Origin of the sequence: Desulfovibrio gilichinskyi (assembly GCF_900177375.1) — a bacterium.
In the GTDB taxonomy this organism is placed as follows: domain Bacteria; phylum Desulfobacterota; class Desulfovibrionia; order Desulfovibrionales; family Desulfovibrionaceae; genus Maridesulfovibrio; species Maridesulfovibrio gilichinskyi.
On record NZ_FWZU01000001.1, the window covers coordinates 966,576 to 993,514 of the forward strand.

Annotated in this window: 26 protein-coding genes, 1 tRNA gene and 1 pseudogene; 18 read left to right on the forward strand and 10 right to left on the reverse strand. The window is 44.5% G+C overall.

Annotated features, from left to right (window positions below; translation table 11 throughout):
- Positions 1-92 precede the first annotated feature (92 nt).
- On the reverse strand, positions 93-1,211 hold the full coding sequence (locus B9N78_RS04605) for a LeuA family protein (RefSeq protein ID WP_085098989.1): 1,119 nt from the start codon (positions 1,209-1,211) through the stop codon (positions 93-95).
- Between the two features lie 334 nt (positions 1,212-1,545).
- Between B9N78_RS04605 and nifH the strand changes: the two genes are divergently transcribed.
- From nifH to B9N78_RS04660, 11 genes are all read left to right on the forward strand, one after another.
- The gene (nifH, locus tag B9N78_RS04610; protein WP_085099290.1) at positions 1,546-2,376 is read left to right on the forward strand and encodes a nitrogenase iron protein; all 831 of its coding nucleotides are present in this window, start codon (positions 1,546-1,548) and stop codon (positions 2,374-2,376) included.
- Positions 2,377-2,429: 53 nt separating this feature from the next.
- Complete coding sequence (locus B9N78_RS04615; protein ID WP_085098992.1) at positions 2,430-2,777, forward strand: P-II family nitrogen regulator; 348 nt, start codon at positions 2,430-2,432, stop codon at positions 2,775-2,777.
- Positions 2,777-3,151 carry a P-II family nitrogen regulator gene (locus B9N78_RS04620; RefSeq protein ID WP_085098995.1) on the forward strand — a complete coding sequence of 125 codons (375 nt, stop codon included), beginning with the start codon at positions 2,777-2,779 and terminating at the stop codon, positions 3,149-3,151. Before B9N78_RS04615 ends, B9N78_RS04620 begins: the two co-directional genes overlap by 1 nt.
- Before the next feature lie 18 nt (positions 3,152-3,169).
- Entirely contained in the window at positions 3,170-4,807 is a 1,638-nt protein-coding gene (gene nifD / locus B9N78_RS04625; protein ID WP_085098998.1) for a nitrogenase molybdenum-iron protein alpha chain, read from the forward strand.
- Positions 4,808-4,825: 18 nt separating this feature from the next.
- Positions 4,826-6,199, forward strand: coding sequence for a nitrogenase molybdenum-iron protein subunit beta (gene nifK, locus B9N78_RS04630; protein ID WP_085099001.1), 1,374 nt, complete (start codon positions 4,826-4,828; stop codon positions 6,197-6,199).
- A gap of 117 nt (positions 6,200-6,316) precedes the next feature.
- Entirely contained in the window at positions 6,317-7,462 is a 1,146-nt protein-coding gene (locus tag B9N78_RS04635; protein ID WP_085099004.1) for a NifB/NifX family molybdenum-iron cluster-binding protein, read from the forward strand.
- 43 nt (positions 7,463-7,505) lie between these two features.
- Entirely contained in the window at positions 7,506-7,808 is a 303-nt protein-coding gene (locus B9N78_RS04640) for a (2Fe-2S) ferredoxin domain-containing protein (protein ID WP_085099007.1), read from the forward strand.
- A 14-nt stretch (positions 7,809-7,822) separates the two neighbouring features.
- Positions 7,823-8,278: a GNAT family N-acetyltransferase gene (locus tag B9N78_RS04645; protein ID WP_085099010.1), complete on the forward strand. Its 456-nt coding sequence runs from the start codon at positions 7,823-7,825 to the stop codon at positions 8,276-8,278.
- A gap of 10 nt (positions 8,279-8,288) precedes the next feature.
- Positions 8,289-9,674 (forward strand): nitrogenase iron-molybdenum cofactor biosynthesis protein NifE, encoded by a 1,386-nt coding sequence (gene nifE / locus B9N78_RS04650; RefSeq protein ID WP_085099013.1) that lies wholly within the window; start codon positions 8,289-8,291, stop codon positions 9,672-9,674.
- On the forward strand, positions 9,667-11,040 hold the full coding sequence (locus B9N78_RS04655; protein WP_085099016.1) for a nitrogenase component 1: 1,374 nt from the start codon (positions 9,667-9,669) through the stop codon (positions 11,038-11,040). Before nifE ends, B9N78_RS04655 begins: the two co-directional genes overlap by 8 nt.
- Before the next feature lie 51 nt (positions 11,041-11,091).
- Positions 11,092-12,360 (forward strand): radical SAM protein, encoded by a 1,269-nt coding sequence (locus tag B9N78_RS04660; protein ID WP_085099019.1) that lies wholly within the window; start codon positions 11,092-11,094, stop codon positions 12,358-12,360.
- Positions 12,361-12,530: 170 nt separating this feature from the next.
- On the opposite strand, the gene B9N78_RS04665 is transcribed toward B9N78_RS04660, so the two are convergent.
- The 3 genes from B9N78_RS04665 to B9N78_RS04675 form a co-directional block, all read right to left on the reverse strand.
- Entirely contained in the window at positions 12,531-14,123 is a 1,593-nt protein-coding gene (locus B9N78_RS04665; RefSeq protein WP_085099022.1) for a sigma 54-interacting transcriptional regulator, read from the reverse strand.
- 270 nt (positions 14,124-14,393) lie between these two features.
- Complete coding sequence (locus B9N78_RS04670; RefSeq protein WP_085099025.1) at positions 14,394-14,657, reverse strand: hypothetical protein; 264 nt, start codon at positions 14,655-14,657, stop codon at positions 14,394-14,396.
- 69 nt (positions 14,658-14,726) lie between these two features.
- A complete protein-coding gene (locus B9N78_RS04675) occupies positions 14,727-15,314 on the reverse strand; it encodes a hypothetical protein (RefSeq protein WP_085099028.1) in 588 nt (195 codons plus the stop codon).
- A gap of 237 nt (positions 15,315-15,551) precedes the next feature.
- On the opposite strand from B9N78_RS04675, the gene B9N78_RS04680 reads away from it, so the two are divergent.
- On the forward strand, positions 15,552-16,658 hold the full coding sequence (locus B9N78_RS04680) for an acyltransferase family protein (RefSeq protein ID WP_085099031.1): 1,107 nt from the start codon (positions 15,552-15,554) through the stop codon (positions 16,656-16,658).
- 43 nt (positions 16,659-16,701) lie between these two features.
- Here B9N78_RS04680 and B9N78_RS04685 read toward each other — a convergent pair whose 3' ends face one another.
- Positions 16,702-17,223 carry a type 1 glutamine amidotransferase domain-containing protein gene (locus B9N78_RS04685; protein ID WP_137982484.1) on the reverse strand — a complete coding sequence of 174 codons (522 nt, stop codon included), beginning with the start codon at positions 17,221-17,223 and terminating at the stop codon, positions 16,702-16,704.
- 292 nt (positions 17,224-17,515) lie between these two features.
- Here B9N78_RS04685 and B9N78_RS04690 point away from each other — a divergent pair, with 292 nt between their 5' ends.
- From B9N78_RS04690 to B9N78_RS04700, 3 genes and pseudogenes are all read left to right on the forward strand, one after another.
- Entirely contained in the window at positions 17,516-17,866 is a 351-nt protein-coding gene (locus tag B9N78_RS04690) for a DsrE family protein (RefSeq protein ID WP_085099037.1), read from the forward strand.
- Between the two features lie 231 nt (positions 17,867-18,097).
- Positions 18,098-18,964, forward strand: a pseudogene (locus B9N78_RS04695) (proline dehydrogenase family protein).
- A 240-nt stretch (positions 18,965-19,204) separates the two neighbouring features.
- Positions 19,205-19,711, forward strand: coding sequence for a hypothetical protein (locus tag B9N78_RS04700; RefSeq protein ID WP_085099039.1), 507 nt, complete (start codon positions 19,205-19,207; stop codon positions 19,709-19,711).
- A gap of 152 nt (positions 19,712-19,863) precedes the next feature.
- Here the strand turns inward: B9N78_RS04700 and B9N78_RS04705 are convergent.
- From B9N78_RS04705 to B9N78_RS04715, 3 genes are all read right to left on the reverse strand, one after another.
- Positions 19,864-19,953 (reverse strand) — tRNA-Ser (locus tag B9N78_RS04705).
- Positions 19,954-20,048: 95 nt separating this feature from the next.
- Positions 20,049-20,966, reverse strand: a complete 918-nt coding sequence (locus tag B9N78_RS04710; protein ID WP_085099042.1) for a dihydroorotate dehydrogenase — start codon at positions 20,964-20,966, stop codon at positions 20,049-20,051.
- Positions 20,967-20,968: 2 nt separating this feature from the next.
- A complete protein-coding gene (locus B9N78_RS04715) occupies positions 20,969-21,763 on the reverse strand; it encodes an iron-sulfur cluster-binding protein (protein ID WP_085099046.1) in 795 nt (264 codons plus the stop codon).
- Between the two features lie 55 nt (positions 21,764-21,818).
- Between B9N78_RS04715 and B9N78_RS04720 the strand changes: the two genes are divergently transcribed.
- Positions 21,819-23,795: a peptidase U32 family protein gene (locus B9N78_RS04720; protein ID WP_085099049.1), complete on the forward strand. Its 1,977-nt coding sequence runs from the start codon at positions 21,819-21,821 to the stop codon at positions 23,793-23,795.
- Between the two features lie 67 nt (positions 23,796-23,862).
- Here B9N78_RS04720 and B9N78_RS04725 read toward each other — a convergent pair whose 3' ends face one another.
- Positions 23,863-24,207 carry a phenylpyruvate tautomerase MIF-related protein gene (locus B9N78_RS04725; RefSeq protein ID WP_085099052.1) on the reverse strand — a complete coding sequence of 115 codons (345 nt, stop codon included), beginning with the start codon at positions 24,205-24,207 and terminating at the stop codon, positions 23,863-23,865.
- A 14-nt stretch (positions 24,208-24,221) separates the two neighbouring features.
- On the reverse strand, positions 24,222-25,109 hold the full coding sequence (locus tag B9N78_RS04730; protein ID WP_085099055.1) for a helix-turn-helix domain-containing protein: 888 nt from the start codon (positions 25,107-25,109) through the stop codon (positions 24,222-24,224).
- Between the two features lie 215 nt (positions 25,110-25,324).
- On the opposite strand from B9N78_RS04730, the gene B9N78_RS04735 reads away from it, so the two are divergent.
- Both B9N78_RS04735 and B9N78_RS04740 read left to right on the forward strand, forming a co-directional pair.
- A complete protein-coding gene (locus B9N78_RS04735; protein ID WP_085099058.1) occupies positions 25,325-26,344 on the forward strand; it encodes a TRAP transporter substrate-binding protein in 1,020 nt (339 codons plus the stop codon).
- 61 nt (positions 26,345-26,405) lie between these two features.
- Positions 26,406-26,927: a TRAP transporter small permease gene (locus B9N78_RS04740; RefSeq protein WP_085099061.1), complete on the forward strand. Its 522-nt coding sequence runs from the start codon at positions 26,406-26,408 to the stop codon at positions 26,925-26,927.
- Positions 26,928-26,939 lie beyond the last annotated feature (12 nt).

Sequence of the window (26,939 nt, forward strand, 5' to 3'; positions counted from 1 at the left end):
TAACAACTAAAAATTATGCTGAATTAGTTAAAATACACTATATGAGATATTACATTTAAATGTTTACATGCTATTTTCACTCATGCTTATTTCTATTTTTCAGAATTCAAGGTCAACTCAACGAGCTCTCCTTTGGTGAGCGGACGCATTAATTCACATGAAAGTTTTCGCACAGCCTGCGTAAGAGCGGAAAGATTACGCTCAGAAAAATCTTTTACAAGCGGCGCAATTTCACCGTCGCTTAATGCCGAAGCGACTGCTGACTTACCGCTCTTACCGCCGACTGCGAGCTTACGGGTTTTCCCTACAAGCTCAGGATTATATGGTTCAAAGAGTTCAGGTGATTTACTTAATGCATGTGCGTGCAAACCGGATTCACAGGCGAAAATATCAGTTCCAACTACCGCTTTAGTCCGCGCGATAGTCACTCCGGCCGCGCTGGAAACAAAGCTGCAAAGATCCACAAGCCCTTCTGTAGAATATGGATGGTTCTCATTATTAAGCGAAAGATATGCAATCAACTCTTCCGTGGCGGAGATGCCGGACCGCTCACCTATTCCCAGCACGCTTACATCCACATATTTTGCACCGGCCCCAAGGGCAGTTACCGCATTTGCGGTCGCCATACCGAAATCGTCATGGCAGTGGACGGCAAAATCAATATTGATCTGACTGCTGAACAACTGCACCAGATTTTCAGTAGCTTTCGGAGTAAGTTGCCCGAGTGAATCCGCAAGACGAATGCGCGAAGCTCCCGACACTTTTGCAAGTAACGCCACGGTCAGAGCAAAAGCTTCATCAGCTCTTGAAAGGTCTTCCAGTCCGATAGAAACATATCTAAGACCGTGGTTCTTAGCCGTCTCAACCGTTTTAGTTAGTTTTTTGAGTAATCCTGCCCGATCAAGGCCAAGCCTCTTCTCTATATGAAGGTCTGAAACCGGAACACCTATATTAATGCGGTCAACAGGAAGCTTTGAAACTGTAATAACATCTTCTTCGCGGCAGGGACTCCAGACACTGAATTTTGTATTACCGTTTAATGAGCGTCCATATTCTGCAAGTTCCTGCAAATCTTCCTGCCCTACCCAGCCCAGTTCTACTTCATCTATTCCAAGAGCTACAAGCCCTGCGACAATGCGTTTACGAGTATCAATATTAAAATATGCGCCGAACAACTGTGCGCCTTCTCTGAGTGTTGTATCTATCAACATGTCATGGCTCCTTGTCGTTAGTAGATAATCATTACTAAGCACAATCAATGCCAATGGGCGCCATTCGTATATTATCTTGTAATAATACGCTTATTTTAAAAACACATCCTACTTCAATCTACATACATTTTTGTAGGAAACTACACTAACGTATGTAGTTTATGTCGCTACCCACGTTTTATGTAGATTCTTTCTAGGCCCCGTTGAATGAATTAATACCGTTATATTAGATAGTTAACTTGCAAAACCTAATTTGGCACGCCAATTGCCTTATGTGAATCAGCATCAACGTAAATTTTAAAATATAAACCCTTGGAGGAGTATCATGAAAAAGATGAGAAAAGTCGCAATTTACGGAAAAGGCGGTATCGGCAAGTCTACAACTACTCAGAACACTGTTGCCGGTTTGGCACAGATGGGACGTAAAATAATGGTTGTAGGCTGTGACCCTAAAGCTGACTCCACCCGTCTTCTTCTTGGTGGTCTAGCTCAGAAATCAGTTCTCGATACTCTTCGTGAAGAAGGCGAAGACGTAGAACTCGAGGATATCCGCAAGCCCGGTTACGGCGACACTTGGTGTGTTGAATCCGGTGGTCCTGAACCAGGAGTAGGTTGCGCCGGTCGCGGTATCATCACTTCCATCAACATGCTCGAAAATCTCGGTGCTTACGAAGAGTCTGAAGGACTCGACTACGCATTCTATGACGTTCTCGGCGACGTTGTCTGCGGTGGATTCGCAATGCCTATCCGTGACGGTAAAGCAGAAGAAATCTACATCGTATGTTCAGGTGAAATGATGGCAATGTATGCAGCCAACAACATCTGTAAAGGTATTATGAAGTATGCTCAGTCCGGTAGCGTCCGTCTCGGCGGTCTTATCTGTAACTCACGTAACGTTGATAACGAAAAAGAGATGATCGAAGAACTTGCTAAAAAGATCGGCACACAGATGATCTACTTTGTTCCTCGTGACAACGACGTACAGCGTGCAGAAATCAACCGTAAAACTGTTATCGAATGGAATGATAAAGTTCCTCAGGCTGATGCATACCGCGGTCTTGCTAAAGCTATCGATGACAACACAATGTTTGTTGTACCTAAACCTCTTGAAATTGAAGAACTTGAACAGCTCCTGCTCGACTTCGGTCTGCTGGAAGTAGCTTAACACTTACCCCTTTTAAAAAACATTATATTCAAATCGCACCATAGGAGAGCCAAATGATGATCATGGTAAGAGCAATAGTTAGACCGGAAAAAGCAGACGCAGTTCTGGCAGCACTCATGGACAACGGATTTCCGGCTGTAACAAAATATTCAGTAGCAGGTCGCGGTAAACAACGCGGTATCAAAATCGGCGAAGTTACCTACGACGAAATTCCTAAAACCATGCTCATGAGCGTTGTTAAGGCTGAAGATAAAGATTTCGTCATCAGCACCATCATGGACGCTGCAAGATCAGGAACCAAGGGAGCTTTCGGAGACGGTAAGATTTTCGTTTCAGAAGTTGGCGATGTCTACACTATCAGTTCCGGCGTAAAGGAAGGCGCTGCAGAGGGAGAGGCATAATGCAGGAAATCATCGCCATTGTGCGGATGAACATGATGAACCGCACCAAAGCAGCACTTGATGAAGCAGGCGTAGATGCCTACTTCGCTCACGAAGCTCAAGGCCGGGGAAAAGGATTCGTTAACTCAGCGGTCCTTGAAGGAGCAGAAAGCGGATACGAAGAAGCCGCAGCTGTTCTCGGTGAAAAAGGTAAGCTTTACCCTAAACGCATATTAACAGTTGTCGTTCCAGATGACCTCGTCGATGACATTGTTGAAGCTATCATCAAAGCTAACCAGACCGGAAAACCCGGTGACGGCAAAATCTTTGTAACTCCTCTCGGAGATGCAGTACGCGTCAGAACCGCTGAAAAAGGCAAAAAAGCTATCGTTTAGTTCCAAGGAGATTGCAAGATGACAAAAACGACAAAAATGGTGCAGTGGAGCCCCACTGATATTAAGGACGAGCTTCTCAAGAAGTATCCTCCTAAAGTGGCCCGCAAACGCGCCAAACAGATAATGATTAATGAAGCGGTCGGCGCTGATACATCCCCTGAAATCGTAGCCAACGTTCGTACCATTCCAGGCATCATCACAATGCGCGGCTGTACTTACGCAGGTTGTAAGGGCGTTATCATGGGACCGACCCGTGACATCGTAAATATCGTCCACGGTCCTATCGGTTGCAGCTTTTACGCATGGCTTACCAGACGTAACCAGACTGATGCTGGAAAAGACGGCGAAAACTATATTCCATACTGTTTTTCAACAGATATGCAGGATCAGGATATTATCTTCGGCGGGGAAAAGAAGCTCGAAGCAGCGATTATTGAAGCTTACGAACTGTTCCACCCTAAAGGTATCTGTATTTTCGCAACATGTCCTGTCGGCCTGATCGGTGATGACATTCACGCTGTAGCAAGAAAGCTGTCTGCCCAGTATGAAGATTGTAACATTTTTGCTTTCTCCTGCGAAGGATACAAAGGTGTTTCTCAGTCAGCCGGTCACCATATTGCTAACAACCAGGTCTTCACTCACCTTGTAGGTGAAAATAAAAAATCTCCTGAAGGTGAATATAAAATCAACCTTCTCGGTGAATACAACATCGGCGGTGATGGTTTTGAGATTGACCGTATTTTCAAAAAATGCGGCATCACAAACATCTCAACCTTCTCCGGTAACTCAACATACGACCAGTTTGCCTCTGCTCAGCATGCCGACCTAAGCTGCGTAATGTGTCACAGATCTATTAACTACGTAGCGGACATGCTGGAAACTAAATACGGCATTCCATGGATCAAAGTTAACTTTATCGGCGCACGAAGCACTGCTAAGTCTCTGCGCAAAATTGGTGAATACTTCGGCGACCCTAAACTCATCAAAAGAATTAATGATGTAATCGCTGAAGAAATGCCTGAAGTTGAAGCAGTAGCAGAAGAAGTACGCACCCGTACCAACGGCAAGACTGCTATGATCTTCGTAGGTGGTTCACGTGCACATCACTATCAGGATCTGTTCGCTGAAATGGGTATGAAAACCATCTCTGCCGGATATGAATTCGCTCATCGTGATGACTACGAAGGACGTGAAGTAATACCAAGCCTGAAAGTAGACTCTGATTCACGTAACATTGAAGAATTAACTGTTGAAGCTGATGAAAAACTCTTTAAAGCGCGTAAAACTCCTGACGAAGTTAAAGCCCTTGAAGAAGCAGGATTCAAGTTCAAGCATTACGAAGGTCTTAATAAAGACATGGATAACGGTTCCATCATTGTTGATGACCTTAACCAGTATGAAGCCGAAAAACTTGTTGAAATACTTAAACCTGATGTTTTCTGCGCCGGTATTAAAGAGAAATTCTCAATACAGAAACTGGGCGTGCCTATGAAGCAGTTGCACAGCTATGACTCCGGCGGACCTTATGCAGGATTCAAGGGAGCGGTTAACTTCTACAAAGAAATCGACCGCCTCGTCGGCAGCAAGGTCTGGAGCTACATGAAAGCTCCTTGGCAGAAGAACCCCGAACTCACCGCTACGTTCGTGTGGGAATAACCAGAAGAGAGAATTAATATGTTACTCAGACACACCCCCACAGAAATTACTGAACGTAAGGCCCTGATGATCAATCCGGCTAAAACATGCCAGCCTATCGGCGCCATGTATGCGGCTCTGGGCATCCACGGATGTCTACCTCACAGTCACGGTTCACAGGGTTGCTGCGCTTACCACAGATCAGCTTTAACAAGACATTATAAAGAGCCTATTTCTGCTGCAACAAGCTCCTTCACCGAAGGTGCATCAGTATTCGGCGGACAGGCAAACCTGCTTCAGGCAATTGATAACATCTTCACTGTTTACGAACCGGAAGTAATTGCTGTGCACACAACCTGCTTATCTGAAACAATCGGTGACGACCTTAAGCAGATCGCCGACAAAGCTCAGAAAGAAGGCAAAATTCCCGAAGGCAAATTTGTCATCGGAGCACCTACTCCAAGTTACGTCGGTTCTCATGTTACGGGATTCAGCAACATGGTCAAAGCAATGGCCCAGCTTGCAACACCCGGCACCAAAAAGAACGGTAAAGTGAACGTCATTCCCGGATGGGTTGAACCTTCAGACATGGAAGAAATCAAACGCCTCGCATCTGTTGTCGGCGTTGATATCACCCTCTTCCCTGACACTTCCGGAGTTCTCAACGCTCCTCTGACCGGAGAATACAAAATGTTCCCCGACGGCGGAGTAACAATGAAGGAATTGATGAACACAGGCGGAGCCATGGGAACACTCGCTTTAGGCGAATGGTGTTCCGCAGATGCCGCCCGCTGGCTTGATTCCAAGTGTAAAGTCCCTTGCACCGTTCTGGACATGCCTTTCGGACTTAACGCAACAGACCGTTTCATTGATGTTCTTCGCACAGTAGCAGGCGTAACCGTCCCTGAAGCAATTGACGTTGAACGCGGTCAGCTCGTTGATATGATCTCTGACATGCACCAGTACTTCTACGGCAAGAAAGTAGCTATCTTCGGTGACCCTGATCAGCTCATTTCCATGTGTGAATTCCTTCGTGCCCTTGATATGCAGCCAGTGCATGTCATCACAGGAACACCGGGTAAAGAGTTTGAAAGACGCATCAAAGAAATCACTGCCGACATGCCTTGTGAAGTTAACGTTAAAGCCAAAGGCGACATGTTCCTGCTTCACCAGTGGATCAGAAATGAGCCTGTCGATCTGCTCATCGGCAACACATACGGAAAGTATATTGCCCGTGACGAAGACATTCCATTCCTTCGCTGGGGATTCCCGATCCTCGACCGTCAGGGACATCAGTACTTCCCGACAGTCGGTTACAAAGGCGGACTTCGCCTTCTTGAAAAGATTCTCGGCCTGCTTCTGGATCGTAAAGATCGTGACGAACCTGAAGAAAGCTTCGAATTAGTTCTTTAAAAAAACAAGACCTCCGGCGTCCGGGAGAACTTTTTTAAAAAGTTCCCCCGGGCCCTTAAAAAAATTTTATTAGGCTCCACCGCAAAAGAACTTTTAAAGCAGGAACTGAAAACAGCCATGACAGAGTCAAGTTCAACATATTCATCGCACCCCTGCTTCGGGTCAGCTGCCCGCAAGACAGTAGACCGGATACATCTGCCTGTAGCTCCAAGGGCAAATTCACGCATCAAATACAGTTCTATGCAGATCATGCAGGAAGCTATTCAGCCTGAAGCGGCTTTAGCATGGCTGGATGACGTCATCGCCGAAGGACGCAAAATTGATGTTGTCGGAATCACCGGCCCCGGCGATCCATTAGTTCTGCCGGACCTGACTTTCCGCACCTTGGAACTGGTCAAAGCAAAGTATCCAAGTATGTCTCTTTGCGTAACCACTCTTGGAATCGGAGCCGCTAATCATGCAGAGACACTTGCAAAAATTGGTGTATCCCACGTTACGCTCTTAGTGGATGCCGTATCCAGATCAGTAATTGAAGAACTTTACGCCTGGATCAGACCTTCCAAGAAAAATGTTCCTTTGGAAGATGCTTCTTCAATCCTGCTCAGCGAACAGTCCGCAGCGGTCAAAGCTCTTAAAGCCGCAGGTATCACTGTAAAAATCAACACGACAGTATACCCTTCAAATGCTGACCATGTAGGTGAAATTGCTGAAACAATGAAAGCTCTCGGCGCAGACATTATGGCAATTATTCCTTTCATACCTAAAGATGACGAACAGGAAATTCTGCTTAAAAAAACTGACAGCATCACAATGGCAGCAGCCCGTGATCTGGCGGCAAGACACATGGAACTTATGCCGGAATGGGAAGAGTGCGGCGCAGCAGTAAAGACTGAAACAACTTCACTTCTTCCGAAACCGACAAAATCAAGACCGAATGTTGCGGCTGTAAGTTCCAACGGTATGGAAGTGGACATGCACCTTGGACACGCAGAAAAGATTTTAATCTACGGACCGCGTGATGACGGCTTAGCCTGCCTGCTTGAAACACGCACAGCCCCGAAAGCCGGTGGCGGCACAGCAAGATGGGAAGAACTGGCAGGAACTCTCAGCGACTGTTTTATCATCCTTGCTGCCAGTGCCGGAGACAGTCCAAAACAAATTTTGAGCCGACACGGCTTATATGTCGCAGTTACAGACGGCGAAATCGAAGGCACCGTTGATTCACTCTACGGTGGTGGCAAGAAAAAAAAGTGCAAGAAATAATCGATAACAAAAATCGAGAATCAACACCAAAAGGAGTTTAAAAATGGCTACACCGGAAAGAATGATAATATGCTGTCAGAGTTTTCGCACATCAGGAAGCCCCAAAGGAATCTGTCACAAATCAACTGAAGGCTTTCTCCAATATATCGAAGAAGAGCTGCTGGATCGCGGTCTTGATGCAATAGTCGTTGCTACCACCTGCCTTAAACAGTGTGAATCAGGCCCGATCATGGTTGTTCAGCCTGAAAACTGGTGGTTCAAAGGAGTTGAATCCGAAGGCGCAATTGATGAGATTCTCGACAGCCTTGAAGACGGCGAACCCTGCGAAAAATATTTACTTAGTTAATCCAGAGAAGACTCATGCCGGGCACAATTAAAATACGAACCGCAATTCGCGAAGATCTAAGCAGTCTCGCTGACCTGCTGGAAATGCTCTTTTCCATTGAAGCAGACTTTTGCGCAGACAGAAAAAGACAACTGCGCGGACTTGCAATGCTGCTTGAAACCAATCGGGGATGTATTCTGGTCGCTGAGGCTGGAAATATTGTGGTCGGCATGTGCTCTGGACAATTTATGATTTCCACTGCTGAAGGCGGATTATCAGTACTGGTGGAAGATGTGGTTGTACACAAAGACTGGCAGGGGCGCGGCATAGGTAGAATGCTAATGGACAGTATCGGAACATATGCGAAAGACAACAACGCATCACGTTTGCAACTGCTTGCAGACAGCGAAAATATTCCGGCACTTAACTTCTATAAAAATCTCGGGTGGGAACCTACCCGGCTCATTTGTCTGAGAAAGCGTCATTCATAAAGGTGAAGCCATGACTAGTGCCATATTAGAAGAAAGAAAAGATCAGATACATAGAACAGGACAGGGCGACATTGATATAGCCTGTAACCGTGAATCTCTTGCCGGAGCTGTCAGTCAGCGTGCTTGTGTTTTCTGCGGTTCCCGCGTTGTTCTTTACCCCATTGCTGACGCACTGCATCTGGTGCACGGCCCCATCGGTTGTGCAGTTTATACATGGGACATTCGCGGCTCTCTTTCAAGCGGACCGGAACTGCACAGAATGTCCTTTTCAACAGACCTTCAGGAAGTTGATGTCATATTCGGCGGAGAGAAAAAGCTTGAAGCTGCTCTTGACGAACTCATAGACAGGCACAGCCCCAAAGCGGCATTCGTTTATTCCACATGCATCGTCGGAATAATCGGTGATGACCTTGAAGCTGTATGCAGAAAAATGACTGAGAAGAAAGGAATCCCTGTTCTTCCTGTCATGTCTGAAGGATTTAAAGGCAGTAAACGCGAAGGTTATCTTGCTGCGTGTAAAGCCATGTTTAAACTTGTCGGAACAGAAGATGTATCCGATATATCACCGGTTTCAGTCAATATTTTAGGTGATTTCAACCTCGCCGGAGAAATCTGGATTGTAAGAGAATACTTTAGACGCATGGGCGTAGAAGTCGTTGCCAATATCACCGGTGACGGACGAGTTAAAGATGTCGGTCGCAGTCATGGTGCGGCTTTAAATCTAGTTCAATGTTCGGGTGCGACTCTCGATTTGGCAAAAATGATAAAAGAAAAGTATGGCAAACCATTCATCCGTGTCTCCTACCTAGGCATTGAAGATATGGCTGAGTCTCTTTATCAGGTGGCTGATTTCTTTAAGGATATCGACCCGAACATTGTTCAACGCACTCAGGACCTTGTTAAAGATGAACTTTCAAAGCTCATGCCGGAGATTGCCCGCTACCGCAAAGATCTTGAAGGCAAAAAAGTTGCCATGTATGTCGGTGGATCTTTCAAAGCATTCTCATTGCTCAAAGCATTTCGGCACCTTGGAATGAAAGTCGTTATGGTAGGCTCGCAGACCGGAACCAAGGAAGATTATGAAGAGCTGGCTCAGATTGCTGACCCCGGCACAATTTTAGTCGATGATGCCAACCCGCTGGAACTTTCCGCATTTATCAAGGAAAAAGATGTGGATGTCTTTGTCGGCGGCGTAAAAGAACGCCCTATCGCATTCAAAATGGGTGTCGGCTTCTGCGATCATAACCATGAACGCAAAGAAGCACTTGAAGGGTTCGAAGGAATGTTAAATTTTGCCCGTGAAATTCATTCCTCAGTAATGAGTCCGGTATGGTCATTTGTACCGAGACGCTCCAACCGCAGAAGTAAGATAGTAAAGGAGGCAGGCAATGAGTAACGTTAAAACTAAAGTGGAAAGAGCTAATTTTGTTTCCACCACCAACGCCTGCAAGCTTTGCACGCCACTCGGGGCCTCACTGGCTTTCCGCGGAGTTGAAGGAGCCATCCCGTTCCAGCACGGTTCACAGGGATGCTCAACATATATGAGACGATATATTATCAGTCATTTCCGCGAACCGGTTGATATTGCTTCGTCTGCACTCGGCGAAAAAAATGCCATTTACGGCGGCGGACCGAATCTTAAAAAAGGCATCTTGAATGTCATGAAAAAGTACGATCCGCAGCTTATCGGTATCGCAACAACCTGCCTTACCGAAACCATCGGCGATGACGTTCCAAGAATTCTATTTGAATTCCGCAAGGAATTCGGTGATCTTAACCTGCCTGAATTAGTCAGTGTTTCGACCCCGAGTTACAACGGAACGCACATGGACGGCTGGCATGGAGCTGTATGTTCATTAGTCGAACAGCTCTGCACAGAGCAGGCTGAAAAAGACGGCAGTGTGAACATTCTTCCGAACATGATTTCCTGTGAAGATATTCGTGAACTGCGCGATATTTGTGAAAGATTTGATGTAGAAGCTACTATTTTACCTGACATTTCTGAAACTCTGGACGCTCCGGCACTTGAGGATTATGTAAAAATTCCTACAGGCGGAACCCCGATTAAGAGCATTAAAGAAATGTCAGGAGCCAGTGCGACAATCGAATTCGGTCGCTGCCTTGGAGATAAAACCGGCGGTGTTGCTCTTGAAAAGAAATTCGGAGTCAAAAATTATCGCATAGGCATTCCTATGGGGCTGCGTGAAACAGACGCACTCTTTGATACACTTGAAGAAATAACCGGAACCCCTACTCCGCGTCGTTATGAACTGGAACGCGGTCGTTTGATCGACGCATATGTCGATGGACACAAATATGTTTTTGGAAAGCGCGCAATTGTTTACGGCGAAGAAGATCTGGTGACAGGACTCTGCTCTTTCCTGAGTGAAATAGGAGTCGAAGTTGTGCTCGCCGGAACCGGAGCACGCGGCAAAGGTCTGGCAAAAGCAATTGCTGCTGCAACCGAAGGCGTAGCCAGAAAAATGCCTATAGTTCGCGAAGGCGTAGACTTTCACGACATAGCTGACGAGGCTGAAGAATTGAAACCGGACCTGATGATCGGTCATTCCAAGGGTTATAAATACGCAAAAGCATGGAATATCCCGCTTATCCGCGTAGGTTTCCCGATTCATGACCGTTTCGGAGGTCAGCGCATTCTTCATATCGGATACAGCGGAGCACTCTCACTTTTCGATAAAATCGTAAACTCCGTACTTGAAAAGAAACAGAGCGACAGCGATATCGGCTACGGATACCTGTAAAAAAGTTTAATCAGTAAAATAATCGGGAATTTCACAGTAGGAGCCAAGACAATGAAAGATACAACCAAGCACCCATGCTTCAACAAGGAAACAGCAGGCTCATGCGGCCGTGTACATCTCCCCGTCGCACCTAAGTGTAATATTCAGTGCAACTACTGTAATAGAAAATATGATTGCGTAAATGAATCACGCCCGGGCGTAACCAGCGGAGTGCTGAAGCCGTTTCAGGCCGCAGAATATATGGATCAGGTTCTTACAAAAGAACCGCGTATCACGGTTGCAGGCATCGCCGGCCCCGGTGACCCTTTTGCAAACCCTGCTGAAACACTTGAGACGATGCGTCTGCTCAACAAAAAACATCCGCATCTTCTTTTCTGTCTGTCCTCCAACGGCATGGGCATACTGCCTTATCTGGATGACATCAAAGAACTTGGAGTATCACACGTAACTATTACCATCAGCGCAGTAGACCCTAAAATCGGTGCAAAACTTTATGCATGGGTTAAAGACGGAAATGTTGTGTACCGCGGCGAACAAGGTGCTGAAGTACTCTTAGAACGCCAGCTTGCAGCAATCAAAGGACTTAAGGAACGCGGAATTATCGTTAAAATAAACTCTATCGTTGTTCCCGGTATTAACGAAGACCATCTGGTTGAAGTTGCAAAAGTCGTTTCAGAGCTAGGAGCGGACATCCAGAACATGATTCCCCTTAAGCCGACAGCAGATACTCTTTTTGCAGACGTGAAAGAGCCAGGGCATGAAATAATCGGACCTCTGCGCAAAGAAGCAGGTAAAGTCATCGATCAGATGACGCATTGCAAGCGTTGCCGCGCTGACGCTGTTGGACTTCTCGGTGATGATCAGTCCGCATCTCTTTGCGGAACTCTTCAGGCATGTTCTAAGCTTACTCCGATTGAACCTAAAGCTGCGCGTCCCTACGTTGCTGTTGCCAGCCGTGAAGGAATGCTGATTAATCAGCACTTAGGTGAAGCTAAATCATTTTATATCTGGGGTGAAGGCGAAAATGGAACCTATCGTCTTATAGAAGAACGTCAGGCACCTAAATCCGGCTGCGGTCCGAAACGCTGGGCAGACCTTGCCGCGGCACTTAAAGATTGCCGCGCAGTTTTATGCGCCGCAGTAGGCCAGACACCGCAGCTCGCCCTTGAAGAAAACGGAATCGACTGCCATGTCGTAAGCGGGTTTGTTGAAGATGGATTAACCGCTGTCTACACTTCAGGTGATCTAAGTAAATTAAGCGGTCGCAGAGGCGGAATCGCAGGCGGCTGTTGCACCGGAACAGGTACAAGCTGCGGCTAGGGCTGATCAAAACAATTAATATATTAGCGAATAACCCCGCCGGAATTAATATTCGGCGGGGTTAATTTTTGTAGATATTCTGAGTTAATAATAGCAAATTACTAAAAAAATCCGGCTGGAGATATTCCAGCCGGATTTAAAAATACATATAACTTGCTATAAAATTTTACTTATTCACCGTCTTTCATCCGTCTAAGCCGCGCGCGCCCTTCTGCGATCATGGATTCAAGGCCGTATCTTTTGACTCGATACCCCATCTGACGGGCAGACAAACCTAAAGTATCCGCCGCCTTGTACTGAATCCAGCCGCTTCTTTCGAGTGCTGCAACAACCTCATTACGTTCAACTTCTTTAAGTGAAGTACAGTGAGGAGGTTCGTCACTGTTTTTTTGAGCATCGTGTGAAATTCCATTCTGCACAGGACTCTGCCCCGGTGCGAGATATGATTTCAAAAATTCCAAAGTAATATACTCGCTGTCGGACATGATTACGAGCCGCTCAATAAGATTCTGCATCTCACGAACATTGCCCGGCCAATCATATTTGATCAGAGCGTCCAGAGCAGCCGGCGTAAAAAACATCTGCCGACCGTAATCTTCTGACATTTTCTGGAGAAAATGATTGAGCAAACCTGTAATATCTTCCTTGCGCTCCCTTAAAGGCGGAACCAGAATCGGAAAGATATTTAAGCGATAGTACAAATCAAGCCTGAATTCGTTGCGCTCAACCAGTTCGCCTAGATCTCGGTTTGTTGCCGCCAGAATGCGGACATCAATAGTGCGGGTACGATTTGAGCCGAGCCTTTCAAGCTCTTTTTCCTGCAATACGCGAAGCAGTTTAGCCTGCAGAATCATCGGAAACTCGCCGATTTCATCTAAAAAGATAGTACCGCAATCAGCTTCTTCAAATCGCCCGCTACGAGATCCTGTCGCGCCTGTAAAAGCACCTTTCTCGTAACCGAACAATTCAGATTCCAACAAATTTTCCGGAATAGACGCACAGTTAATTTTAATAAAAGGATGACCTTTTCTATCAGACAGCTCATGAATGATGCGCGCAATTAATGTTTTACCGACACCGGACTCACCAAGCAGCAAAACTGTTGCACGGGTAGGAGACACTTTTTCAATCTGCCTCTGAACCTCCACCATCGCCGAACTTTGCCCAACGATATACGGCCCTTTATTATTCTTAGCTATCTGGTACTTAAGCGAAGTATTTTCACGCTTAAGGACTGCTTCCCGTTCCATAATCTTTTCATTGAGACTTATAAACTGTCCTATGAGAGTCGCGACAATTTTAAGAAAATCTATGTCTTCCTCAAAAGCAACTTCATCTTCAAACAACCTGTCAACGTTAAGCACACCTATAGATTCACCGTGCAAAAGAATAGGAACGCCCAGAAAAGAGATCAGACCGCGCCGGATTTTACGGGAACCTGTTTTATCCAGAAACAATGGCTCTTTTGTTATATCAGGTACATAATATGGTTCCTTAGTTCGAAAAATTCGTCCGGTGACACCTTCGTCAAGGCGATAGACACCGCGCTGTTTCTCCTCATGAGTTAAACCGTATGACGCATTAATGGAAAGCTGTCCGGTTTCAGGATCATGCAACGTTACCGTCGCTCGCTGCATACTTAATTTCTCGGACAGAATGCAAAGAACTCCATCTAAAGCAGATTCAAGATTAAGTGCTTGGTCGATGGCTTGGCAAATGGCCAGTAACGCCGAAAGTTTCAGTCCGTGTAAATGTGGATACATACCCTTACTAAGCAAACAAAGTGCCATGTTTCAGTTTTGCAATAGTATGTTATTTAAACATGTTACACTTTAGCCACCCAAAAAAACATTACAAATATGTAAATTACTTACTAAGAGTCTACATATTTGCTAATTTTACCTACAACAGCGACGGCACCAAACAGAACAGTTCAAACAAAAAAAGAAGCCTCATACCTTTAAATAAGGTATAAGGCTTCTTTTTTTGAGCAAATATTTACTTACATATTATCTAAACTTGTTTGATTAAGCTTATGCAGCAATTTTTCTAATCAAAAGCTGGTAGTGAGCATCAACTCCGTCAAGTTTCGGGATACGCTCAGAATCAATTACAAGATATGTATTCACTGTTCCGCTTGCCAGTTCATGTATAATTGTATCTTTAGGTTCAATATTCAAATCAATCTCAAATGTAATAATTCTCTGGGTAGAGATTACAGACTTAATTCCTTCGAACTTTTCACCGTTTTCTTTAACCAGAGTAACAATATCTTTAGCCATACATGGTAGAATCATTATCTTTCCTCGCAATTTTTAATGTTTATGCGGCATCATAGTAGTGTGCGGAGGAAAGTCAAACACTCATCACATATTGAATCGTTTTCTAAGAAAAGCTAGCCCGCCAAGCCCGCTTCCAAGCAAAAGCAAAGCGGAAGGAAGAGGTGTTGGACTGCCTTTAGCTTGTACTTCAGAAACTGAATACATACCATCACCGGAAAGTGCGGAGATTTTAAGTTTATCAGAGACAATATTCAAATCAGAACCTGATTCGCGAAGAACAAGCCCGGGCACATAATTATGCTCTTTATCTTTTACATTAGCTACGGTCCAAGCATGTTGCCATGAGCTTGAAGCTTTATCCCAGTAATCAACTTGATACGCATCATTACTGTCAGCCTGTATAGAAAGGGAGCTTATCTTCGTCACCCCATGTAAATCTATTTCAATAGAGGGATTAAGCCCCAACCACGCAACTGATTTCGTGCTCCATTGAGTTCCCTCCTTAACCTGACCATCCGTTAACAAGGAACTGTCACCTTTCATAAAAAAGCCATTCAAAGAAATGGTTGAATCTGCGAGAGGATTGAATGACGAGGCTTGTGATACGGCCGGGATCAAAAGAATCAGTGTCAGACACACTGTGGAAGCATAATAAAGTATCTTTTTTTTCATAACGAATTCCCCAGTATTCAGTGTGTTGCTGTGATTTGAAATCAATATTTATTAATATTTACAGCGACAATTATAGTCAATATAAATTTGAAGATTATAATCCGCTATCAGTCTTTTCGTCTAAACTATCCATTTTTTATCAACTATTTTTGATTTGACTTGTAACTTTGAGAATAATATCGAAAATGAGGAATTTTTGAATATTCATCATAAATAATACGAAAGTGGAAATTGCTCATGAATAAAAGACTTTACTTCCTCGATAATCTCCGTGGAATCACTATTTTAATGGTTGTACTTCTCCATGTTTACCTTTGTTATATGAAATATGCTCCGAGCTGGTGGTATGTTATCGATCCGCAGCAAAGTATGTTTTTTACTTACGGCGTTATCTTGATAGATGTACCGCTCATGCCGATTATGTTTTTTATTGCCGGATATTTTTCTCTGCCATCTCTGCAAAAGTACGGTGTGTACGATTTTTGGGCAGGAAAATTTCGGCGGCTAATTATACCATGGGTGCTTGGAGTTTTTTTTCTGGCACCGCCCTCTATGTATATGATTCTTCTTTCAAGAGGTAAGGCTTCAGGCTATATGGGCTTTTGGTTTGGAAATTTCTGGACGACTATGTTCAGTCAATCCGTATTCTGGTTTTTGGGGATTCTTGTTGTATGTCACCTGATTTTAACTATTTCATACACCAAATTTTTTAGTTTAAGAAGTCTAAGGCGAACATCAAAGAAACCGAACGTGATGCTGCCGATTTTATTCATAGCTGTCACTTCCGCTATTTTCTTGGGAATGAACCGATTTTACCCTGTTGATACGTGGGTTACTGACTACTATATTATCATTTTCCAGCCTGTACGGATTTTTATTTATCTGCTCTACTTCGGACTTGGAGTTCTTGCATGGAAACGCAGATGGTTTGAAACATCAGGATTCACACCAAAACTTATCCCTTGGTCAGTGCTTTCTGTCTGTTCCGCCATAGTATATATCCAGTTTAAAATGCTGATGGCAACCCGAAGCACGGAACTTGCGATTCAGGCCGGAAACTCAATTGGATTCAATATATTCTCATTCACAACAATGATGGCGTGTTTTGCCATATTCAAATATTTTTTCAACAGCGACAGCCCGCTCTGGAAATCCTTTTCATCCTGCTCCTATGGAATTTATCTTTTCCATTCAATTCCAGTTTATTACGGAGCATATTTCCTGCTGAATATGGACGCTTCTCCGTTTGTAAAGGCTCCTATTTTATTCATCTCTTCAATAATTATTTGCTGGGGCCTTACGCTGGTACTTAAGAAAAACAGAATTATAGCTCAAATTATTTAGATTAATTTTAGCCCCTCACAATCGATGTTGTGAGGGGCTAAAATTACTTTGTGGCCAAATCTATAATGGCGCGGCAGAAGGCAGGCAGATCATCCGGCTTGCGTGATGACACCTGATTCCGGTCAACCACTACTTCCTCATCAACCCAAGTTGCTCCGGCATTTATAAGGTCATCTTTTATCCCGGGGGTTGAGGTACAGGTAAAACCTTTCATTATTCCGGCGGAAATAGGAATCCACCCAGCATGGCAGACATGCGCTACAACTTTACCGGCTTCGTGTATCTCACGGGTAAGTTCCAGAACTTTAGGATCACGCCTCAGTTTATCAGGAGCAAAACCGCCTGCAATTACAAGCAAGTCAAAATCCTTTGCCTGCTGATCCGCAATGGCGGCGGTAGAACGGAAAGGATAACCGTTTTTACCTTTATAAACGGTTCCAGCTTCAGGTCCGGCAACCACAACCTCCGCTCCTTCCTCTATCAACCGATAGTAAGGATACAGAAGTTCCATGTCCTCAAAAACATTTTCCACAAACATCAAAACACGCATACCTTTCATTTTCATCAAAAACTCCGGTTCGTCTAATTCGTAGTTAACTTGGATGAAAGCAAGTAGTGATCGTCACTGTAATTGCTGATTCAATCTTCTTTAAATATCATGAAACGGTTGGTGGTCACAAGGTTGGAGGGCTATTCTAAGATATAAAAGTAAATATACCGCCGCAACAACATCCCCATTCCTTTTTCGACAATTTAATCAACACTGTTCCTGCTCAATCAATTGTGCTAATACACTGCAAGCTAATGATTCTTTAAATATGTTTATGAATAACCAACACGAATCATAAGGAGATATTATGCCTAATTTTCTATTTGTACTGAGCAAAAATGACAACGAAGCGGCAACACGCTGTTTCCAATTTGCAAAAATTGCTCACAGTAAAGGACATCATGTTGATATGTTTTTCATTGATGGCGGTGTGGACTGGGCTGTTTCCGGCAAAGACCTGACCCAGAAGACTGTTACCGGAGATTGCCCTCAAGACTACTTGCCATACTTGGTGGAAAATGAAGTTAAGGTCGGCGTATGCACACCATGTGCTAACAATCGCGGACTGGATGAAGCAACCTTCCATTCGAATATGCTGCTAGACGGCGGCCCTCATCTGATCGACATGGCCGCAGAAGCGAAAATTTTCAATTTTTAAAATATTTTTAAATACGAAATAGTCCCCAATTGCATAACATAATCATTAAACACCATTTTAATTATATAAAGACTTAAGCAGCAATTTTTTACAATACGCCATATTATGAAGAGTCATAGTCTGCATTTATTCAGTTTGATAAGGAGTAATTTCATGCGGTTATGGCAACAGACTATGACTGGCTTGGCCCGCAGCGAAGCTGCGACCAATTTTATGCAGGGCTCCCGGCTCATGAGCCGATTCTCCAGCCAATTCACTGGCGGAAAAAACGTGCGGGAAGCTGCAGACCGAGCAAGGGAAATGTTTATGCAAGGCATCACCTCTTCCCTGTTCGTGCTCGGGGAGTACGAAGATGTAGAAGAGAACGCTACAGCCATGGTCAAAGAATTGGAAGCTATACTTCCATTGCTAGTGGAACGCGGGATTGATTCTCACCTCTCCGTTGACCCCACCCAGATAGGGTCCATGGTGTCATGGGATGTGTGCCGAAAAAACGCGGCTCGACTTGGACAAGCTGTAAAGAACATAGAGTCTGATCGTCGCAAAGTACTAATGGTGGACATGGAGGATTCCTCGGTCACACAGAATACTTTGGATCTCTACTACGAACTTAAAATGCAACAAATTCCAGTTGCGATCACCATTCAGGCATACCTGAAACGCAGCAAGAAGGATATTGAAGGAATAGTTGCCTCAGGAGGCATGGTCCGACTGGTTAAGGGAGCGTTTGCGGAAAACAAAGACGTAGCACTAACCTAGCGCACAGATATTGACCGGAATTACAGGGAGCTTGTTGATTTAATATTCAGCGAGCAGGCACGCAAAACCGGAGTGTATCCGGTCATCGGCAGTCACGATCATAATATAATCGAATTTGCCGCGAATTTGGCCCGTGAACGGGGATGGAGTGCGGACCAATGGGAAGTGGAAATGCTGCTAGGCGTGCGCCCTGATTATCAGCGGGAACTGATACGGCAAGGCATCTCCGTCCGTGTCTACCTTCCGTACGGAGAAAAATGGTGGCCTTACAGCGTGCGTCGCATTGGCGAAAATCCTCGTAATTTATGGTTCGTATTGCGGTCTATTTTGAAGGTTTAAGGATTCTATACAGCTAGCATCTTATAAAAAAAGGGCCAGTCTCAATCGAGATTGGCCCACCTTAAACAATAAGAAACGAAAGCTCTACTATGGTACGGGTTTGAATTCGTCAAAAGTAATTATACTTATCACATTACAAAATCAAAATACCAGTAGTTGACATAAAATCACACACTATATACGCAGTTAATATTACAATAACAATGTTGTAATTTAACTATTAATTACGGAGAGATGATTATGAAAAGTTTGATGAAGGCGTGTGTGTTGTCAGTGGCGATGCTGGTGTTGATGTGCGGGGCTGCGGGGGCGGTGGATAATTTCAATGCACAAGGAAGTGCCTTGGTTCCTAGCATTTTGTATTACTATGAAAATCCAGACAAACTTAATTATCCATATATTATTTTGACTAATATCACTGGTAATACTGTGCAATGTCGAGTTGTTATATACGATGGAGACGGTAATAATCTTACTGCTTTTAGCCAACTAATTAAAGGTGGAGTAAATTGGACGTCTACTTATGGTATAAGTGATTTTGAGATTCCTGCCCATTCTTCACGCATGTTTGCTCTAAATAAAGCTAATGCTATGATTCATACAATTGGATATGCTGTAATAGAGTGGAAGTCTGACGATCCTCAATTAAGAAAGGCCCTTATCGGAGGAGTTCAGTTGCACAGAAAAGATGGTCCAGCACTTATTACTAATTCTCATTTTCTCATCAACAATGGTGACCCCTTCTAAGCCCTTACACCCAAGTCACACTTTACAAGGGCAAGGCTCACAGCTTGGCCTTTTTTACTTACTTCAGCCTATATCTTCATATATACAGCTTAAAAACCAAATACGAAAAAGCCCCTCACAACTTTCGTTGTAAGGGGCTGTATAAACCTAGCTGGCGGAGAGGAGAGGATTCGAACCTCCGTTAGTGTTACCTAAACACGCTTTCCAGGCGTGCTCCTTAAGCCGTACTCGGACACCTCTCCGCTTGGGTGAAAAAGGGTTTAGCTAAATCAGAGTAGCTTGGCAAGCTCTTTTTCACTTTTTATTCAATTATTTTAAATAACATGAAATAAAATGCTTATTTAGGCAATTTCAAGCTTCCGCGGAACTCATCAAGCGATTTTGCGTTAATTCTTTCTAACACTTTCGGAAGCTCTTCTGCGATTTTAAAAGCCGTATCAGGGCTTAAGAAATTCGCTGTACCGATCTGAACAGCCGTAGCACCTACCAGCAGAAACTCTGCGGCGTCTTCTGCTGATGAGATACCGCCAAGCCCTATTACGGGGATCTTAACCGCATTTACGGCCTGAAATACACATCTTAAGGCTACGGGCTTAACCGCTGGGCCGGAAAGACCGCCTATAACGTTAGTTAAACGCGGCGCGCGCCTTTCAATATCAACCGCCATCCCGGAAAGTGTATTGATGAGCGATATTCCGTCAGCTCCGCCGGCTTCAGCGGCCCTTGCGCAAGTGGCTATGTCCGTTACGTTAGGCGAAAGTTTGATAATTACTGGCTTATTGCCAGCATTTTTTTTAACGGCCTCAGCAACTTTTGTAATCTGGCTCGGGTCCTGACCGAAGGCGATTCCGCCCTCTTTAACATTAGGACAGGATACATTGACTTCAAGCGCGGCAACGCCCTCTTCGGCTGAAAGAACTTTTGCAAGTTCACCGAACTCGGTCGCATCCGTGGCATAGAGGTTTACTAATACAGGCAAAGTTTTCCACGGCAGTTTAGGCAGTCTATCTTTCAAAAACACTTCAACACCGGGATTCTGAATTCCGATGGCATTTAACATACCGCACGGAGTTTCAGCAATTCTCGGCATGGGATTGCCTTCTCTCGGCTTAAGAGAAAGGCCTTTTACAATGATACCGCCAAGGGATTCAAGATCACCGAATCTTTTAAATTCCAGTCCGAAACCGAATGTGCCTGAAGCTGTGAGTATGGGGTTTTTTAACTTCAGTCCGGCAAAATCAACTGACATATCCATAATTAATCCTCCAGACTGATATCTGTAGCTTTAAAGATCGGTCCGGTTGTACATACCTGCGTATGGTGTCCGGTACTGTCCTTTGTTACGCAGCCAAGACATGCGCCGACTCCGCAGGCCATGCGGTTCTCCAGCGAAAGTTCTGCTTCGACGCCGTATTTAATTGAAGCGCAGCGGACGGTACGCAGAAAAGGAGTGGGACCGCAGGCGACGATCAGCCCTTTTTTTTCAGCATATTCCTTAACAAGTTCATCAATTCGTGCAATAATATTTAGAATATCTTCGGGCTTTCTTTCGCGTATATCTTCCACTTCTATCTTCTCAGATATGGAATTATATGGATAATTTTCAAGCGGAGGACGGTGTGCAAAAAAGAGTTTTAAATTTTCAGGCTGATCATGGGAGTCGACATAACCGCAAAAGGGCGCTATGCCCATCCCTCCGGCGAGCATAAGTACAGGGCGGTCTTTCGGTTTGCTGAAAAAAGAACCGAGCGGACCCCATATATTAACGTTGTCGCCTGTGGTAAGTTTCGCAAGACGTTTTGTTCCACGCCCGACAACTTGAAAAAGAATAGTCAGGGTGGTGTCGTCTGCGTTACAAATGGAAAATGGACGTCCCCATATAAGGTCAAGCGGCCACGAAACGGGTCTGATCATAACAAACTGGCCAACGCGCCAGCCGGAGTCCCAGCCCGGATATTCGAGCTTGAGTTCGATTATTTCCTCATCCGGTGAGGAGTGCCCGAGGGGCTTAACGTCAATGACTTTTACAGCCCTGCAATTGTTTGCACTCATGATTTAATCCTATAGATTTTTGCTGTCCGCACTATGCGGCAAAGCGTGATACACTATGACAAAACATAAACCAGAAATTCTTGCCCCGGCGGGCGATAAATCATCTTTCCTTGCTGCAATCGCAGCCGGAGCAGATGCGGTATACGCCGGACTTAAACATTTTTCCGCACGTATGGAAGCTGATAACTTCTCTACTACCGAACTTGCAGCTCTTGTTCAGCTCGGTAAGGAAAATGGCGTTAAGACCTATATCCCCATGAACACATTGATTAAACCTGACGATGTAGATTCCGCAGCCAGATTGCTGGACCGTGTCGCCCGGGAGGTCAAACCTGACGGAATTATTGTTCAAGACCTTGCAATGCTTAATATTGCTAAGCAAATCGGTTATGAAGGACAAATAATTCTATCGACTCTCGCCAATGTGAGCCACCCTGAGGCACTTAAGGTTGCCGCTGAAATGGGTGCATCCCGCGTTGTTCTTCCAAGAGAACTTAATCTGGAAGAAGTTAAACAGATGGCTGACGCCTGCCCTGAATCCATTACTCTTGAAACATTTGTTCACGGCGCCCTTTGCTACAGCGTTTCAGGACGCTGCTACTGGAGCTCATACTTCGGCGGAAAAAGCAGCCTTCGCGGACGCTGCGTTCAGCCATGCCGCAGGCTTTATGGAACCTCTTCCCGTAAAGATCAACCTAAACGTCTGTTCTCCTGCCTAGATTTAAGTCTGGACGTACTGACCAAACCTCTGCTTTCAATCCCTGAAGTTACTTCATGGAAAATTGAAGGTCGTAAAAAAGGCCCCCACTACGTTTATTATACTGTCACAGGTTATCGCATGCTGCGCGATCATCCTAATGATGCTAAAATCCGTAAAACCGCAATGGAATTGCTGGAACTTGCTCTCAGCAGACCATCATCACATTCAACATTTCTGCCGCAGCGTCCGTTTATTCCGCTTGATCCTAATAATGAGACCGCTTCCGGCTTTCTTATCGGTGTTACCAAGCAGGAAAAGAACGGAAAACCTTACTTCGAATGCCGTCAGGAACTTCTGAACGGCGATTTTCTGCGTATCGGTTATCAGGACCAGCCCGGACATCAGACCTTAAAAATCAAACGTCCTGTTCCAAAGCGCGGTAAAGTCTCTATTCCTGTTCAAGGTCTCGCCCGTTTAAAATCAGGAACCAGAGTTTTTCTGATTGACCGTCGCGAAGAAGGTCTGGTCAACGCTCTCAAGAAACTGGAAACAGCTCTTTCAAAAATTAAAGTTCCTGCAAAAACTTCCAGCTCGGTGCAGGTGGATCTTCCACATCCTTACTCCTCCACTGAACGTGTTCAGACTCTTTCTCTGCAAAGGAATCCTCCGCGCGGAAAGAATAAGTACGGAACAGGCATCTGGCTTTCCGCCAATGCCCTCGACCGCACACCTAAACCGCTTGTATCAAAGATCTGGTGGCACCTTCCTCCGGTCATCTGGCCTAATGAAGAATCTGAAATCAAACAGCTTGTCGCTTATTGCCTCGGACACGGAGCAACGGAATTTGTTCTCGGTTCACCGTGGCAGATCGGCCTTTTCCCTAAAGATGAAAATTTACATTTTCACGCCAGCCCGTTCTGTAATATGTCCAACCCGCTTGCACTGATGGAGCTTTATGAAATGGGCTTCACTTCTGCATTTGTCAGCCCTGAGCTTTCAAAAGCGGATTATATGGCACTGCCGGAACACAGCCCGCTTCCTTTGGGGATCATTACTTCCGGCTTATGGCCGCTTGGTATTTCAAGGATCGTTGCTGAAGAAACTGAGCTTATGAGTCCTATCTACAGCCAGAAAAAAGAAGTCTGCTGGGTCAGAAAATATGGCCAGACCTATTGGGTTTACCCCGGCTGGGAACTGGACTTAGGAATTGTGACCAAGAAACTTGAAAGCGCAGGCTATTCAATGTTTCTGCAAATCACGGAATCATGGCCTAAAGCCGTTCCGACTCCTAACAGAACCAGTACTTTCAATTGGGATCTGTCCTTGCTCTAATCGTCCTGACGCTTAGCAAAAATTGTTCCCGATGCGAATTTATAAATTCGCATCGGGATTTTTTTGCTTAAAAAGTCCGCCCGTTCCACCCGAACATGGAACGTTCAAGATCACGAAATTCAATAAAAACTCTAGTTCCCGGCACAGAAAATTCTGCGGTGATAAATTCACAAACAGATCTTGAAAGTTCTAAACATTTATCAGATTGCAATGAAATACTGGCCAGAGAAACAAACACCGCCGGCTCATTACTGCCGGACAGAGACATACTTGCGTTTTGATGCAGTATTGCAGTCACGTAAATTTCCGGCTTACCCAGTATGACGGATACAAATTTTGAAAGCTTCAAAACAAAGGCATCAGCCTCAGCTGTTTCAACTTTCAGATTTGTTTCAACTCTTATAAAAGGCATATATTACCTCCCGGTTACGACCCTGCTTCCTGAATAAGTTTTTTTAAAAAAGCGGCGGCTGCCGGTCCTTTCAGAGATCTATCCCAAAGCTCGGTCACCATTTTTTCATGAAGAGCAAGTGCTTCCGGAGCAGATGTAATCATTGCTACGCCTAAACGAACGTTTGGGAATTCTCCAAGTCTGAACGGGCTGATAGCAAGTGTGGAACTTCCCGGCTGCCGGAAAATTTGAAAACTTGTACTTGGTATAGAATCCCGAAGTATTCCGATTTGAACACCGATAGGCTGTTTTTCCAGCATGTCGAGCACATTTTCCAACTCTCGGCGAGCAATGGCCTTTCGCTCTTTTATTATATCCGGCGGTAAATCGTACGTACCGATAAAACCGTTTCGTAAGAATCTTTCAAGTTCTGCGGCAGAAACCAAACTGACAATACTCGGTTTGCGTTTTTGATAAGCTTTCTTGCGTTCTTTCAAAATTGCTAAAATTTCATCAACAGCTCTTCGAGCCTGACGTAAATCAGGCAGTCCAGATGATAGACCTTCTTTTAAAACAACCGACAAGACTTCATCAAATTCATCTGTAGTAAGTAGATATGAAACCGGTCCGAACATGACAAATAAATGTTCCGAGACTGACTCCGCCTGCCTCATTCTTTCAAAAAAACTCACTGCAGACGAAACGTATTCAACCCCGACTCCCATTAATGATGTCAACGAGACTCCAAGAAGTTCAGCAATACTTTCAAGTGTTTCAAGCTTAGGAGGATCTCCTTTTTCATAACGGTAAAGAGCCGCGCGGGAAATACCTATCTTCGAAGCAATGTCTTCCGCGCTGTATTCACTACCGAGCCTGAAGGCCTTAAGTCTGTGTCCAATTTCTGTGGAGCTCAGTTCACCCATTACATATCTCCATTATACTATATTAATAAGGCCACAAATGCTAAAGTAATTATAAGTTCTTTTGCCATCTTTGTGATCAATAATTACCCATATTCTCATTTTTGTGAATAGTTTTTTTATTTGTATCAAAAATAAGAATTTTCTTGACAATAAACGTTTTTATAATCCAATTTGTCTTATTCAAACCATTGCTGTTTTAATCAGGAGGCTACAAAATGAAAATTTCAAAACGTATTGTTTCTATTGTGATGGCCATGTGCATGCTGCTCGGCGGTGTAATCTCTGCCAACGCTGCAAAATACGAAGCTCGCATCGGACATCTCGAGTCCGCTCAGCAGCCACGTAACATAGGACTGTTAAAAGTCGCTAAACTTGTAAAAGAACGCACCAACGGTGACGTTGAATTTAAAATTTTCCCTTCTTCACAGCTTGGCAATCAGCGTCAGATGAACGAAGGCGTTCAGTTCGGTACTATTGAAGGTACAGTTTCTCCGGCTGCATTTCTTGGCGGATTCAATCCTGCTGTATCTATTATGGACCTTCCTTTCCTGCTTCCTACCGACCGCGCTCAGGCACAGGAAATTCGTCAGGGTGCTTTAGGTAAAGCTCTTTTAAAAAGTTTCGATTCACGTGGTTTTAAAGCTGTTGCAACATGGCCTGACGGACGTAAAAACTTTACATCCAACAAGCCTCTTACAACTGTTGAATCATATAAAGGACAGCGTTTCCGTGTAATGGATTCCAAAATCCTGATTGAACAGTTTGCTGCAATCGGAGCATCTGCAATTGCTCTGCCTTTCGGAGAACTTTATACATCACTCCAGAACGGCGTTATTGACGGTGAAGAAAATCCTCTTGATACCATCGCCAGCATGAAGTTTTATGAAGTTCAGAAATACCTTGTACTTTCAGAACACGGCGCAATGGAAGATTTCTTCCTCTTTAACCCTGCATGGTGGAACAGCCTTCCTGAAAATTATCAGAAAATCATCGTTGATACTTTGATGGAAGTTATGCCCAGCGTTGAAGCCAATAAAGAACAGGCTCAGAAAGACGCTCTTGTCGTAATCAAAAAAGCAGGCGTAAAAGTCAGCCCCCTTTCAGATGCAGACCGCGAAACCATGCGCAATCTTATGTACCCCAAAACGAAAGCTGCCTACCTTGAACGTGCAGGTAGCGAAGGCGAAGAACTCATCAAACTATACGAATCAGAATATAAACGTATTGTAAAATAATTGAGTTTAATAAAGGCGGGAAAGACTTGTCTTTCCCGCCTCTTTTTTTCAGGAGAAAATTATGCGAAAGACACTGAATTCCATAATCGCAGGAATCAGGGCCGTTGAACGACTTCTTGTTATTTCTATAAATTTGATCATGGTCGCCCTCTATACTTTTAATGTATTGGTAAGAGAGATCTTTCCACAATATTCAAGTACTTTCGCATGGATAGATGAAGCCACCCGCTTGCTTATGGTCTGGGCTATATTCCTGTCTCTCGGCCTTGCTCTGGAACGCGGAAGACATGTAGCAGTAACAACTCTGCTTGAAAAACTTCCTGATATTCCTAAAAAAGTTATCTGCTTTGTTATCAACACTACCGGCATTGTCTTCAGCTGCTATCTTGCATGGCTCGGAGTTGCCCTTGTTAAGTTTGTTATGGGCACAGGACAGGTCAGCCCGACTCTGGGACTGCCCATGTACTGGCTCTACGTTGCGCCGACAATCGGTTTTGTACTTTTAGCTCTCAGATACGGACTTGAACTTGCCGGTATAAATGACCGCCACAATAAACCTATTACTATTGATCAAGCTAACTAAGGCGGTAAGATA